General features: G+C 67.1%; 11 protein-coding genes. 5 read left to right on the top strand and 6 right to left on the bottom strand.

The features are described from left to right. Nucleotides 1-46 precede the first annotated feature (46 nt). Genes hemH through LC060_RS08070 form a run of 3 tightly spaced genes read right to left on the bottom strand, consistent with a single transcriptional unit; the run spans nucleotide 47 to nucleotide 4,343 of the window. A complete protein-coding gene (hemH, locus tag LC060_RS08060) occupies nucleotides 47-1,057 on the bottom strand; it encodes a ferrochelatase (RefSeq protein ID WP_226634344.1) in 1,011 nt (336 codons plus the stop codon). After that, nucleotides 1,057-3,327: a molybdopterin cofactor-binding domain-containing protein gene (locus tag LC060_RS08065; RefSeq protein ID WP_226634346.1), complete on the bottom strand. Its 2,271-nt coding sequence runs from the start codon at nucleotides 3,325-3,327 to the stop codon at nucleotides 1,057-1,059. Before LC060_RS08065 ends, hemH begins: the two co-directional genes overlap by 1 nt. Beyond that, nucleotides 3,327-4,343 (bottom strand): Mrp/NBP35 family ATP-binding protein, encoded by a 1,017-nt coding sequence (locus LC060_RS08070; RefSeq protein WP_226634347.1) that lies wholly within the window; start codon nucleotides 4,341-4,343, stop codon nucleotides 3,327-3,329. The genes LC060_RS08065 and LC060_RS08070 overlap by 1 nt, the downstream gene beginning before the upstream one ends. 135 nt (nucleotides 4,344-4,478) lie before the next feature. Between LC060_RS08070 and hflK the strand changes: the two genes are divergently transcribed. The 3 genes from hflK (at nucleotide 4,479) to LC060_RS08085 (ending at nucleotide 8,216) form a co-directional block, all read left to right on the top strand. After that, nucleotides 4,479-5,696 carry a protease modulator HflK gene (hflK, locus tag LC060_RS08075; protein WP_413465096.1) on the top strand — a complete coding sequence of 406 codons (1,218 nt, stop codon included), beginning with the start codon at nucleotides 4,479-4,481 and terminating at the stop codon, nucleotides 5,694-5,696. Then, nucleotides 5,696-6,541 (top strand): protease modulator HflC, encoded by an 846-nt coding sequence (hflC, locus tag LC060_RS08080; RefSeq protein WP_226634349.1) that lies wholly within the window; start codon nucleotides 5,696-5,698, stop codon nucleotides 6,539-6,541. Before hflK ends, hflC begins: the two co-directional genes overlap by 1 nt. A gap of 145 nt (nucleotides 6,542-6,686) precedes the next feature. Then, nucleotides 6,687-8,216 carry a Do family serine endopeptidase gene (locus LC060_RS08085; RefSeq protein ID WP_226634350.1) on the top strand — a complete coding sequence of 510 codons (1,530 nt, stop codon included), beginning with the start codon at nucleotides 6,687-6,689 and terminating at the stop codon, nucleotides 8,214-8,216. 262 nt (nucleotides 8,217-8,478) lie between these two features. Here LC060_RS08085 and LC060_RS08090 read toward each other — a convergent pair whose 3' ends face one another. The 3 genes from LC060_RS08090 to phhA all read right to left on the bottom strand — a co-directional run bounded on the left by LC060_RS08090 (nucleotide 8,479) and on the right by phhA (nucleotide 11,120). Next, on the bottom strand, nucleotides 8,479-9,033 hold the full coding sequence (locus tag LC060_RS08090) for a VOC family protein (RefSeq protein ID WP_226634352.1): 555 nt from the start codon (nucleotides 9,031-9,033) through the stop codon (nucleotides 8,479-8,481). Between the two features lie 117 nt (nucleotides 9,034-9,150). Continuing rightward, nucleotides 9,151-10,260 (bottom strand): 4-hydroxyphenylpyruvate dioxygenase, encoded by a 1,110-nt coding sequence (gene hppD, locus LC060_RS08095; protein ID WP_226634353.1) that lies wholly within the window; start codon nucleotides 10,258-10,260, stop codon nucleotides 9,151-9,153. Next, entirely contained in the window at nucleotides 10,257-11,120 is an 864-nt protein-coding gene (phhA, locus tag LC060_RS08100) for a phenylalanine 4-monooxygenase (protein ID WP_226634355.1), read from the bottom strand. The genes hppD and phhA overlap by 4 nt, the downstream gene beginning before the upstream one ends. A gap of 107 nt (nucleotides 11,121-11,227) precedes the next feature. On the opposite strand from phhA, the gene LC060_RS08105 reads away from it, so the two are divergent. Both LC060_RS08105 and LC060_RS08110 read left to right on the top strand, forming a co-directional pair. Continuing rightward, nucleotides 11,228-11,689 carry an Lrp/AsnC family transcriptional regulator gene (locus LC060_RS08105; protein ID WP_226634356.1) on the top strand — a complete coding sequence of 154 codons (462 nt, stop codon included), beginning with the start codon at nucleotides 11,228-11,230 and terminating at the stop codon, nucleotides 11,687-11,689. Nucleotides 11,690-11,808: 119 nt separating this feature from the next. Beyond that, nucleotides 11,809-12,900 (top strand): AbrB family transcriptional regulator, encoded by a 1,092-nt coding sequence (locus LC060_RS08110; RefSeq protein ID WP_226634358.1) that lies wholly within the window; start codon nucleotides 11,809-11,811, stop codon nucleotides 12,898-12,900. Nucleotides 12,901-12,921: the final 21 nt, after the last annotated feature.

Below are 12,921 nucleotides of genomic sequence, written 5' to 3' on the forward strand. Positions count from 1 at the left end.
GAACAAAGAAGAGTGGCGTCAATCGCGCGGCCCGGTTAAATTCCTGTCACCAGCCTCCAAGTTCCTGACGGACAAGTATTTCCAGCATCTCGATGCCGATGGGCTTGGCATTGAGGCAGGTCAGCGTCGCGAAGTCCTGCCCCCCTGCCTCCTCGAACTGTTCGCGCCCGCGCAGGGCCAATTCTTCGAGTGTCTCCACGCAATCGGCCGAAAAGCCCGGAGCCGCCACCGCGATCCGCTTCGTGCCAGCCGCCGCTTCCTTCGCCAGCACCACGTCGGTCGCCGGCTCCAGCCACTTGGCGCGCCCGAAACGCGACTGGAAGCTCGTCTCGACCCGCAGATCGGGCAGGCGCCGGGCCAGCCGTTCAGAGAGCAGGCGCGCGGTCTTGCGGCATTGGCAGTGGTAAGGATCGCCCAGATGCAGCGTGCGTTCGGGCATCCCGTGGAAGGAGAGCAGCAGCACCTCGGGCACGAACGCCAGCGCCTCGATTTGTGCAGCCAGGTCCTCTTCGAGCGCCGCGATATGGGCAGGATGGTCGTAGTAGGGGGGCAGCGTGCGGATCGCCGGTTGCCAGCGCATCCCCTTCAGCGCCTCGCCCAGCTTGTCCATCACCGAGGCGGTCGTTGCGCCCGAATACTGCGGGTAGAGCGGGGCGATGAGGATACGGTCGCACCCCTCGTCCTTCAAGGCCTGGAGCCGGTCGGGGATCGAGGGATTGCCATAGCGCATGGCCCAATCGACCCGGACATCGACGCCCAGACGCGCCTGGAGCGCCTCGGCCTGGTCGCTGGTGATGGCGGCCAGCGGCGAGCCCTTCTCGGTCCAGACCTGGCTATAGGCATGCGCGGACTTGGCCGGGCGCGTGCGCAGGATGATCCCGTGCAGGATCGGCTTCCAGGCGAGCGGCGGGATCTCGATCACGCGCGGGTCGGACAGGAACTCGGCAAGATAGCGGCGTACGGCCGGCGCGGTGGGTGCCTCGGGCGTGCCCAGGTTGACCAGCAAGACGCCGATACGCCCCACAGGGGCTGCCGGATGAGTGTCGGGACGCAGCATCACAGTTCCTCGGAAAAAAGCGGCAAACGCCGGAAACGGAGCCCGGTTGCAGAGAAAAGTGCATTGGCGAGCGCGGGCGCCGCGACAGCCACGCCCAGTTCGCCCGGATCGACCGGCTCAGCGTCGCTGGTGACGAAGGCGACCTCGATCTCGGGTGTGTCGCGCAAGGTCGGCAGGCCCAGTTCGCCCAGGGTCTCGGTCTGCGGGCGGCCCTTCACGTAGCGCGTGCTGCAGCCAAGAGCGAGGCCGAGCCCGAACAGCAGTCCGCCCTCGATCTGCTGGCGCGCAATGTCGGTGTTCACGATCCGCCCGATGTCGGCCACCGCGCTCAGCCGTTCGACCTTCACCCCGCCTTCTTCGCGCCGGACACTGGCGATGGCCGCGATGTAGCCGCCGCCCAGCGCATGGCAGGCGAGCCCCTGCCCGCTCTGGTCCGCACCCCCGTCCCACTGCGCCAGAGAGGCAACGCGCTGCAGGCATTCGGCAAGGCGCGGCGTCTGGCCGAGCAGCGCCATGCGCAGCGCCAGGGGCTCCCTCTGATGGCGATGGGCCATTTCGTCGAAAAAGCACTCGGTAAAGAAGGCGGTGTAGCCATGCGCGTTGCCGCGAAGGCGCCCGGTGGGCAGCGCGATACGCGCGGGCACGTGATCAATCTCGACGTGCGGGATGGCGTAGACCGGCACCGCGCCCTCGAGGACCAGCGCATCTTCTTCGCCGTCGACCGCCGCAATGGCCTGAGCCGGTGTATCGCCATCGATCAGGCGGCGGCCGAACTCACGCCCGCTGGCCGGAACCGCGATGCGCGCCCGCCAGGCGCCAATGCCGCCATTGGTGTCCGGGCGCCCGGCCATGACCGCGACGGCGGGCGTACGCGGGAAACCGGCGCGATGCTCCTCGGCGCGCGACCAGACGAGCTGGACGGGCCGTCCCGCCTCGCGCGCAAGGCGCGCCACCTGGCCTGCAAGAGCGACTTCGAGCCGCCGGTCGAAACTGCCGCCCAGCGCCATGGGGTAGAGGACGACCTGCGAAGGCGAGAGCCCGGCGGCCTCGGCCGCCATGCGCCGCGCCGCCTCGGGCGCCTGCGTCCCGATCCACAGCTCGAGGAGGCCATCCTCGAGCCGCGCGGTGGCCGCCGCCGTCTCGATCCCGGCGTGCAGCGCGGGCGCGACCTCGTAGCGCAGCTGAAGCGGCAGGGCGCCGCCTGTGAGATCCATCTCCCCCTGTCCGAAGACACGGCGGGCATGGCCATCGCGAAGGGCCGTATCGAGCGCGGTCTCGACCTCCGCGCTGTCGACGCCGCCGGCAAAGCGGAACAGCGGCTGCATGCGTTCCAGCGCAGTCTCGGCCGCCCAGCCGTTGCTGGCGAGCGCGGCCACCCAGGCAACACCTTGCGTTTCGCCCTTCACGATCCGCTCGAACCCGCGCACCTCCTTGCCGTGGGCCTCGTCGATCGTTTCGAGACGGCTCGACGCCGCGATGGGGCCATGCCGGATCGCGGCGTGAAGCATGCCGGGCAAACGCACATCGCCTGCAAAGGTCCACGAGCCATCGACCTTGGAGGGGAGATCCAAACGCGGGAAAGCAAGCTCGGCGCCGGGAGGAAAGTCGCTCGGGTCCTCGGCAGGTGCCACGGGCTGGAGCGGGGGTACATCGGGCGGGTCGAGACGGCTCGCCGCCTCGGCCAGCGCGCCGAAGGGCAAGGTCTGCTCCCCGTGACGGACGAGACCATCGGCGACGGTGCATTCCTCCCAGGCCACGCCCCAACGCTCGGCGGCGGCCTGCATCAGGAGCGCGCGGGTGGATGCCGCCGCGGCGCGCGCGGGCGCTTCGTAGGCAGCGAGCGCGGTGCCATCGGCAGTGACGTTGAAACGGTTGTCCTCGGCCCAGCGGCGGGTGACGAGATCCTCGGGCTGCTCGACCAGGCGCGGGGCGGCGGGCAGCCACATCTCGCCCCAGCGGGCGGCGAGGACAGTGTTGGCATAGTGCGCGCTGACCGGCGCGGGCTCGACCGCGACCTGGCGCCAGTCCGCGCCCAGTTCCATCGCGACGATCTGCGGCAGGATAGTGGTAATCCCCTGCCCCATCTCCACCTGCGGGACGGCGACGGTGACGACGCCCTGGCGCGATATCTTGATCCAGGCATCGAACGCCTGCTCGTCGGGGCCGGGCTGGAGCGGCAGCGGAAAGCTGCGCGGGCGCAGCAGCCAGCCCACGGCCAGGCCGCCGCCGACAAGTCCACCCACCAGAATGCCCCGACGCGTGACGCGCATCAGTTGCTCTCCGCGCCCGCCGTGCTGTCCAGCCACGCGGCGACCTGCTGACCCAGCGCAGCGAAGGCCTCGGCCTGCTTGCCCTCACCGGCCGCAGGCGGCGTTCCGGCATCGCTCTGCGTGCGGATCGCGATATCGAGCGGGATGCGCCCCAGGAAAGGCACGCCCACTTCTTCCGCCGAAGCCTGCGCCCCGCCGCACCCGAAGGGATCGCTTTCCTCGCCGCAATGGGGGCAGATGTAGCCCGCCATGTTTTCGACCAGCCCGACGATGGGCACACCGCCCTTGGTGAAAAGCTCGATTGCGCGGGTCGCGTCGATCAGCGCCAGGTCCTGCGGGGTCGAGACGATTACTGCCCCTGCCGGCTTGAACTTCTGGAGCATGGTCAACTGCACATCGCCCGTGCCCGGCGGCAGGTCGACCACGAGCACATCGGCATCCTCCCAGTGGGCTTCCAGCAGCTGGGTCAGCGCCCCTGCCGCCATCGGCCCGCGCCACGCAATCGCCTGTCCGGGTTCGGAAAGGTGCGCCATCGAAAGCACCGGCACCCCCCAGGGGCTTGCCACCGGGACCAGCCGCTTGTCATGGGCGACAGGCTTTATCCCCTCGGTGCCGAGCAGACGCGCCTGTGAGGGGCCGTAGATATCGGCATCGACCAGGCCGACCTTGAGCCCCTGGCGCGCCAGCGCGACGGCGAGGTTGGTCGAGAGCGTCGACTTGCCGACCCCGCCCTTGCCCGAGCCGACCGCAAGGATGCGCGGGGCCGCCTTGACGGCACCGGCGTCCTTGTCGGCCATGAAGGCGATGCGCACTTCGGCGATATCCTCTTCGCGCAGCAAAGCCTTGCGCGAGGCGATCTCGAGCGAGGCGCGATCCCTTGGGGAAAGGCCGGAGGCCTCCAGGATCAGCGTTGCCGTGCCTTCGGCGCAGCGCAGCGATTGCAGACGCTCACGCGCCTGGGCGGGAAGAAGCGCGCGCAGCGCCTCGGTATCGGGAGTGCTGTCGGGGGTGCTCATGACAGGGGCGTCGCTTTGCGGAATTGTGAGCGGTTCATGGCGCTCAGGTGGCCCAGCGAAGGAAAAAGGGCAAGAGTGGCCCTGTTTTTCGGTGCAAGGGTGTTTTTTGGCACAAGCCTTCCTATAGATAACGCCATGAAAGCGATTGGCGATGCAATTACGCGAGCAGGCCTGAAGATGGCCGGACGCAACAGCCCCTGGGGCTCTGGCGGCGGCTCATCGGGCGAGGATGGCACCGGATCGGGCCAGGACGGCAGCGGCGCGGACGATGGTTCGGGCAGCGGTTCCGGTGACGGGGATGGCGACAAGAGTGGCTCGGGCGACAGCGCGGGTCCTCGCAATCCCTGGCTTCCCAGCGGCAATCCCCCGCCGCGCCGTTCGGCCAGCATTGAGGACATCTTCCGTTCGCGCGATCCGCGCAAGGGTGGCGGAGGCGGTGGCCCGCGCGGCCCCGGCGGCGGCTTCCCGCAGATGCCGCGCCGTCCCGACGGTTCCTCGTGGATGCCCTTTCTCATCGGCGGCGTGGTGGTGCTGTTCCTCTTCCTGTCGAGCTTTCACCAGCTCGATCCGGGCGAACAGGGCGTCGTTACCCGCTTCGGGCGCTATTCGCGCGTCATCGATTCGGGCATCAATCTGACGGCCCCCTGGCCGGTCGAAAGCGTGAAGGTGGAGGACGTGCGTTCGTTCAACGTCGACACCATCCCGGAAGGCAGCGGCGAGAAGCTGATGCTCACCAGCGACAAGAACCTGGTCGACCTGACCTACCTCGTGCGCTGGAACATCAAGGACCTGAAGAACTACACCTTCCGCCTGGCCGATCCGCAGGAAACCGTGCGCGAGGTCGCCGAGACCGCGATGCGCGCCTCGATCGCGCAGATCTCACTCAACGATGCGATCTCGGGTGATGGGCGCGCCCGCGTCGAACAGGACGTGCGCGAGCGCATGCAGACGCTGCTCGACTACTACAAGTCGGGCATCGCCATCCAGGGCGTGGAAATCAAGAAGTCCGATCCCCCGTCCAAGACCCGCTCGGCCTTCGAGCAGGTGACGGTGGCCCAGCAGGACGCCGAGCGCGACCGTTCCGAAGCGCGCGCCTGGGCCCAGCAGAAGCTGGCCGAGGCCGAAGGTAACGCCTCGCAGTTCGACAAGGTCTACGAGGAATACCGCCAGGCCCCCGAAGTGACCAAGCGGCGCATGTACTACGAGACGATGGAGCGTGTCCTGCGCAACAACGACACGGTCGTGGCCGAGGCCGACGGCGTGACCCCCTATATCCCGCTGCCCGAAGTGACCCGCAGGGCCGCGCCGGCCGCCAGCGCGGACGGGAATGCCAACGCGAAGGGAGGCCAGTGATGAGCGCCTCGATGCAGAAGTACACCGGCCTCCTGGTCGCCGCGGCCATCGTCCTTGTCGGCCTGTGGATGAGCGTGATCATCGTGCCCGAAGACCAGCAGGTGGTGATCGTGCGCGGTGGTAAGCCCAACCGCGTCTACAACGCCTATGTCGCGGGCGCGCCCTATGGCGCGACCGATGCGGGCATCCACTTCCACATTCCCGGCTACGAGCGCGTCCAGCGCATCGACAAGCGTCTGCTGTCCGTCGACATGAGCCAGGAACAGGTGCTCTCGACCGACCAGCAGCGCGTCAATGTCGATGCCTATGCCCGCTACCGCATCACGGACCCTGTCAAGATGATCGAAACCGCGCGCACCACCGAGAACGTGACGCAGCAGCTGATCCCGATCCTGTCCTCGAACGTGCGCCAGGAACTGGGCAAGCGGACCTTCACCTCGCTGCTGACCGCCGAGCGCGGGCAGGCGATGGCGAACATCCGCGACCTGCTCGACAGCGAGGCCCGGCAGTACGGCGCACGCGTCGTCGACGTGCGCATCAAGCGGGCCGACCTTCCCGACGGCGCGCAGGAAAGCGCCTTCAACCGCATGGTCGCCTCGCGCCAGGAAGAGGCCAAGACGATCACGGCGCGCGGCCAGCGCGATGCTCGCATCATCCGCGCCGAGGCCGAAGCCGAAGCGGCGGGGATCTATGCCGAGAGCTTCGGCAAGGACCCGGCCTTCTACGACTTCTACCGCGCCATGCAGAGCTACGACGTGTCATTTGCCAAGGATGGCGAATCCGGATCGAAGACCCTGTTGCTTTCGCCGGACAATGCCTACCTCAAGCACTTCCGCCAGCCCTGAACGGCCCGGATTTTTGGACAGATACCAGCCCGAGCCCCGCACCATTCAAACCCGGTTAAGTTGCGCCGCTTCATCCGGGGTGCGGGGTCGGAACAAACGGTGCCGTGACACCGTTGCAACGGAGGAATCAAAGGACGTGAAGCCCGTGCGATACGCTTATGGATTGACCACCGCCCTCCTTCTGGGAGGCGCCACCCTCTCGCTGGCGACCGGATATCCCGCCGGGGCGCAAGTCGCCCAGAACGAAGCCAGCCAGATGACGCATGTCGTGCCGCGCTCCGGCGCGCCGGCCAGCTTCGCCGATCTCACCGAGCAGCTGGCCCCTGCCGTCGTCAACATCTCGACGCGTCAGCGCATCCAGGTCCAGCAGCAGGCCAACCCGTTTGCCGGCACCCCCTTCGAGGGCCTGTTCGGCAATCGCGGCGGCTCGCCCCAGACGCGCGAGGCGCAGTCGCTGGGTTCGGGCTTCGTGATCTCGGCGGACGGCTATGTCGTCACCAACAACCACGTGATCACCGCAGACGGCAAGGGCGAGGTCGAATCGATCACCGTCACCATGCCCGACGGCACCGAGTACCCGGCCAAGCTCGTCGGCAAGGACGCCGCCTCGGACCTGGCCGTGCTCAAGATCAGCCGCGACAAGCCCTTCCCCTTCGTGAAGTTCGGCGACAGCTCGAAGTCGCGCGTGGGCGAATGGATCATCGCCATCGGCAACCCGTTTGGCCTCGGTGGCACGGTCACCTCGGGCATCATCTCGGCGGTCTACCGCAACACCGGCGGCGGCGGCGCCTATGACCGCTACCTGCAGACCGACGCGGCGATCAACCGGGGCAACTCGGGCGGCCCGATGTTCGACATGAACGGCAACGTCATCGGCATCAACAACGCGATCTTCTCGCCGACCGGCGGCAGCGTGGGCATCGGCTTTGCCATTCCCGCCGAGACCGCAGCGCCCATCGTCCAGAAGCTCATCAAGGGTGAGGCGATCGAGCGCGGCTATCTGGGCGTGCGCATCCAGCCGCTCAACGACGATCTTGCCGAAGCGCTGGGCGTGGAAAAGAACAAGGGTGAATTCATCCAGGCGGTCGAGCCCGAAGGCGCTGCGGCCAAGGCCGGGATGAAGGCGGGCGACGTCGTGATCTCGGTCGACGGCAAGGAAGTGAACCGCGAGCAGTCGCTCTCCTTCCTCGTCGCCAACACCGAGCCGGGCAGCCGCATTCCGCTGGTGGTCCTGCGCGATGGCCGCAAGATCACGCTCAACGCCACGGTCGCCAAGCGCCCTGGCGAGGACGAACTGAGCCAGGCGTTCAACCCGGACGACGATTCCGACACCAACCCCTTCGACAATCGGGGCCAGGAAGACACCCAGGGTGTGATCGAGGAGACCCTCGGCGTCTCGGTGATCGACATGAGCCCGCAGATCGCGCGCCAGTTGGGCGTCAGCGATCCGTCCAAGGGCGTGGTCATCGCCGGCGTCGATGCGGCCTCGGACGCGGCCCAGAAGGGCCTTCGCCGTGGCATGATCGTGCTGCTGGCCGACGGCAAGGAAGTGAACTCGAAGGCCGAATTCGCCAAGGCCGTCGAAGCCGCCAAGTCGGAGAAGCGCTCGGCCATGCTGCTGCGCGTCCAGCCGCGCGGTAACCCGCCGATCTTCATCCCGGTGCGCCTGCGCTAAGCGCATCGCCCCCGATGACATGAAAAGCCCGCCGGTCATCCCGGCGGGCTTTTTCGTTGGAAGAAAGGTGCAGTAGGAAGAAGGATAATTCCGAGGGCCATCGCCCTCGGGCTCCCCGAACTGTCAGCCTCACCTCCGACACGCCGCGCTGGCTGAGAAAGGTGAGGTCGCCCGTTCTGGGGTCAAGGGGCGATGGCCCCTTGAAATGACTTCTTCCTTTTACGTTCTTTCTTTGATGGATGATGGCATCGTCCCGATAGCCTCAACCCTGCGCCGCTTCCTCGTGCAGCCAAGCCGCGTGGCGCGGGGCACGGCGGGTGCGGCTCCATTCCTCCAGCATGTCGTCGGCCACGGCCTTGAGGCGCCCCATCTGGTCGGACGTGCCGAACTGCCAGGCCAGTTCCAGCCGGTGGCCGTTGGGGTCGAAGAAATAGATCGACTTGAACACCCCGTGGTGAACCGGTCCCACCACGTCCAGCCCGCGCGCCTCCAGGCGCGCCTTCGCCGCGAGGAGATCGTCCTCGCTGTCGACCTTGAAGGCGATGTGCTGGACCCATTCGGGTGTCGCGCGGTCGCGGTCCATCGCAGGCGAATTGGGCAGCTCGAAGAAGGCCAGTACATTGCCGCCCCCACAATCGAGGAAGACGTGCATGTAGGGATCGGGCGCGCCGGTGGAGGGCACCTTGTCCTCCGCGATGGCGAGCTGGAAATCCATGCCCAGCACGTCCCGGTAGAAGTCCACGGTCTCCTTCGCATCGCGGCAGCGGTAGGCGACATGGTGGATGCCGCCAAGCGACGGTGCAGGAAGTTGGGTCATGGCATTCTCTCCCGGTGTCTCGTGTGGGGGCGTGCCGGACCTCGACCCGGAGGAAGGGAAGTCCGGCACGCGGCGGAGGCGGTGGCTCCCTGAACGCTCCACCGTCCCCCGTCTTTCTCAGTCCTTCGCGCCGTTCTCCTCGACGTGGAGGACGCCGCGGCGGACCTGGTCGCGCTCCATCGATTCGAACAGCGCCTTGAAGTTGCCTTCGCCGAAACCGTCGTCGCCCTGGCGCTCGATGAATTCGAAGAAGACAGGGCCCACCTGCGCCTCGGCGAAGATCTGGAGAAGAAGACGCGGACGCCCTCCCTCGGTCGTTCCATCCAGGAGGATGCCGCGCGCCTGCAGTTGGCCCACGTTCTGGCCATGGCCGGGCAGGCGCTCGGCCAGCATCTCGTAGTAGGTTTCAGGCGGCGCGCTCATGAAGGGGACGCCGAGGTCCTTGAGACGATCCCACGCAGCGACAAGGTCATCGGTGATAAGGGCAATGTGCTGGATCCCCTCGCCGTTGAAGGCGCGCAGGAACTCCTCGATCTGGCCCTTCCCGCCCTCACCCTCTTCGTTGAGCGGGATACGGATGCGCCCGTCCGGGGCCGTCAGCGCCTTGGAGGTGAGGCCGGTGTACTCGCCCTTGATGTCGAAGTAGCGGATCTCGCGGAAGTTGAAGAGCTTCTCGTAGTAGTCCGCCCAGTAGGCCATGCGCCCGCCGTAGACGTTGTGCGTCAGGTGATCGATCATGTTGAACCCCGCGCCCGCCGGATGGCGCTCGACGCCGGGCAGGTAGGCGAAGTCGATGTCGTAGATCGAGAGAGCCGCCGGATCGGACGCGCTTTCGTAGCGGTCGACGAGGTAGATGATCGAGTTGCCGATGCCCCGGATGCCGGGCAGGCGCAGCTCCATCGGGCCGGTCTCGACATGGACCGGCTCGGCCGAGCGGCGCAGCAATTCCTCGTAGGCCGCGCGCGCGTCCTTGACCCGAAAGCCCATGCCGCAGGCCGAAGGACCATGCTCGCGCGCGAAGAACCAGGCCGGACTGTGCGGTTCGTAGTTCGTGATGAAGTTGATCCCGCCCTGGCGCCACAGCTCCACGTCCTTGGAGCGGTGGCGCGCCACGCGGGTAAAGCCCATCGCGGTGAACACGGGTTCGAGCACGCCCTTCTCGGGCGCGGAAAACTCGACGAACTCGAAGCCATCAAGGCCAATCGGGTTCTCGAAAAGGTCGGTCATGCAGTCTCTCCCAGATTAGTGAATGTCGTTTCGCCCGGCAGGCACGTGCCCGGGGCAATCGGCGGCGCGTGGCGCCAGCGCGCATAAAAAGGCGTAAGGTCGAGCGCGACGAGCCGCTCGACGAGCTCGGGCAGGCTCTCCAGAACGAAGTACGTCTCCTGGAAGGCGTCAATGCGGTAGCCCGTGCGCATGATCCGCAAGGGATCGAAGGGCAGGCGCAGCACGTCCGGGTCGCTCACCGAGAAGCGCGTCTCGCCCGCCGAAGACAGGATCCCTGCCCCGAACACCTTGAGCGCGCCGTCCTCGCGCACGAGGCCAAACTCGATGGTGTACCAGTAGAGCCGGGCCAGCATGTCGAGCGCGCCCAGCTCCATCGCCCGCGCGCCCGCCGTGCCATAGGCCTGCAGGAAATCGGCAATGGCCGGGTCCAGCAGCATCGGCACGTGGCCAAAGAAGTCGTGAAACACGTCGGGTTCGACGAGGTAGTCGAGCTCGTGCTCCTCGCGCAGCCAGCGGGTGACCGGGAAGCGGCGGTGCGCCAGGTGCTCGAAGAAGACCGCGTCCGGAATGAACCCGGGCACGGCGACGAGGCGCCAGCCGGTGGCCGGCTCCAGCACACGGTTCGCGTCCGAAAAGCGCGGAATGGCCTGCGCGCAATCGAGCCGCGCCAATCCCTCCCCGAACGCGCGGCAGCCGTGCCGACGCGTCAGTTCGGCCTGCGCCCGGTAGAGGCGGCGCCACCTGTCGTGCATCGCGGGCGTATAGGCATCCCACTCCTGCGCCGCGGTGTAGTCCGCGCCCACCTTGCCATACTCTCCACGAAGACCACTTTCGCTTGTTGTCGTCTGCGGTGTCTTCATGGGAATTATAGTACCACAGCGACCGCGCCGGTTTCGTGCGCACTACGCTCCCCAGAAGGGCCTTCATGGTGTATTCCACCAAGAAACAACCTGGGATTGGATGATTCATGCCGCTGGACGAATTCGACCGGAAGATCCTCGCCGCGCTTCAGGAAGATGCGCGCATGCCCGTGGCGCAAGTGGCCGAACACGCCGCGCTGTCGGCGACGCCGGTCAGCCGCCGTATCCGCAAGCTGGAGGAGGACGGCGTGATCCGGGGCTACCAGCCCGTGCTCGATCTGCGCAAACTGGGGCTGGAACTCAATGCCTACGTGCTCATCAACCTTGATGCCCATTCGGACGTCAACATCGAGCGCTTCGAAAGCGCGATCCAGGACAACGACTATGTCATCGCCTGCCATGCGGTGACCGGCGACATGGACTATCTGGTCCACGTCATCGCGCGCGATGTCGAGCATCTCTCGCAGATCACGCTCAAGTCCCTGCTGCGCATCCCCGGCGTGCGGGACGTGAAATCGATCATCGTTCTGGAAACGATCAAGCCGCCGCTCAAGCTTCCGCTGGGCTGAGGACGAGCCCACTTCATCCGCCAGCCGGATTGCTGCAAGTGCGAAGGATTGCATTTGTCCGCACCTGCGCGCAGAGCGGTGACAACAGCCCTCTCCCGCACAACAGCGCCGGAACCCGCGTGACCCTTCTTCCTTCGCACCCGCAGCGCTGGCTTGCTCTCATTGCCCTCTCGGTGGTGTTGGGCGCGGGCGGAAACCTGCTTCACATCCCGGCCAGCCTGATGCTCGGCCCCATGTTCGCGGCCATCGCTTTCGCCTTGCGCGACTACGAGATGAAGGCGAACCCGGGCCTTTTCGCAGCGGCGCAGTCCATCGTCGGCTGTCTCATCGCCTCCTCGATGGGCCCTGAGGTCGTCGCACGCTTTGCGGCCGACTGGCCGATCTTCATCGGCGGCGCGCTTGCCACGCTCTTCGTCGCTTTCGGCACGGGCATCCTGCTCGCCGCCTTTCGCATTCTGCCGGGCGCCGTCGCGATCTGGGGCTCCGCGCCGGGCCTTGCGACCGCCATGGTGCTGATGGCGCGCGACAGCGGGGAGGACTTCCGCATGGTCGCCTTCATGACCTACGTGCGCGTGGTCATGGTCACGCTGGGCGCCTCGGCGCTGGCGATGACGCTGGGTGAGGAAAGCTCCGCCCACGCGGTCACCACCGCCTCGCAGCCCTGGTTCTGGCCGGTCGCGCCGATCCCCATGCTGGCGACGCTCGCTACGGCAGCTGCGGGCCTGTTCCTCGGACGCCTGGTGCGCTTGCCTGCCCCCAACATCCTGGGCCCCCTGGTTCTGGGCACCATTCTCCACGCCAGCGGCCTCGTCGAGAGCTTCGCGGTCCCGCGCGCCCTCCTCGCCGTCGCCTACATGGTGGTGGGCTGGGGCATCGGCTCGCGCTTCACGATCGAGACGATCCAGCGCGCCCGCACGGTCTTTCCCGCCGTCCTTGTTGCGATAGCCGCCATGATGGGGACCTGTTTTCTGCTAGGCCTTGGCCTTTCGCATATCGCGAACGTCAGCATCGCCACGGCCTACCTCGCGACGAGCCCGGGCGGCATGGATTCAATCGCCATCGTCGCGGCCTCCTCGCCCGTTGACGTGGGCTTCGTGATGACGCTGCAGACCGCGCGCATGGCTGCGATCCTGCTGCTGGGCCCCTGGCTGGCGCGCACCATCGCCAAGCGCTTCGTCCACCCGCGCGCGGCAGACCAGTCCGCAGACTGATCCGCCCCGCGCGAGGGACGT

It is taken from the genome of Novosphingobium profundi (genome assembly GCF_020524485.1).
Classification (GTDB): domain Bacteria; phylum Pseudomonadota; class Alphaproteobacteria; order Sphingomonadales; family Sphingomonadaceae; genus Novosphingobium; species Novosphingobium profundi_A.

Excerpts from the sequence above, each read along its gene's own strand:
- LC060_RS08105 (WP_226634356.1), top strand. The coding sequence starts at position 11,228 with ATGCCGCTGGACGAATTCGACCGGAAGATCCTCGCCGCGCTTCAGGAA.
- LC060_RS08090 (WP_226634352.1), bottom strand. The coding sequence starts at position 9,033 with ATGACCCAACTTCCTGCACCGTCGCTTGGCGGCATCCACCATGTCGCC.
- LC060_RS08070 (WP_226634347.1), bottom strand. The coding sequence starts at position 4,343 with ATGAGCACCCCCGACAGCACTCCCGATACCGAGGCGCTGCGCGCGCTT.
- hemH (WP_226634344.1), bottom strand. The coding sequence starts at position 1,057 with ATGCTGCGTCCCGACACTCATCCGGCAGCCCCTGTGGGGCGTATCGGC.
- hflC (WP_226634349.1), top strand. The coding sequence starts at position 5,696 with ATGAGCGCCTCGATGCAGAAGTACACCGGCCTCCTGGTCGCCGCGGCC.
- hppD (WP_226634353.1), bottom strand. The coding sequence starts at position 10,260 with ATGACCGACCTTTTCGAGAACCCGATTGGCCTTGATGGCTTCGAGTTC.
- LC060_RS08065 (WP_226634346.1), bottom strand. The coding sequence starts at position 3,327 with ATGCGCGTCACGCGTCGGGGCATTCTGGTGGGTGGACTTGTCGGCGGC.
- hflK (WP_413465096.1), top strand. The coding sequence starts at position 4,479 with ATGAAAGCGATTGGCGATGCAATTACGCGAGCAGGCCTGAAGATGGCC.
- phhA (WP_226634355.1), bottom strand. The coding sequence starts at position 11,120 with ATGAAGACACCGCAGACGACAACAAGCGAAAGTGGTCTTCGTGGAGAG.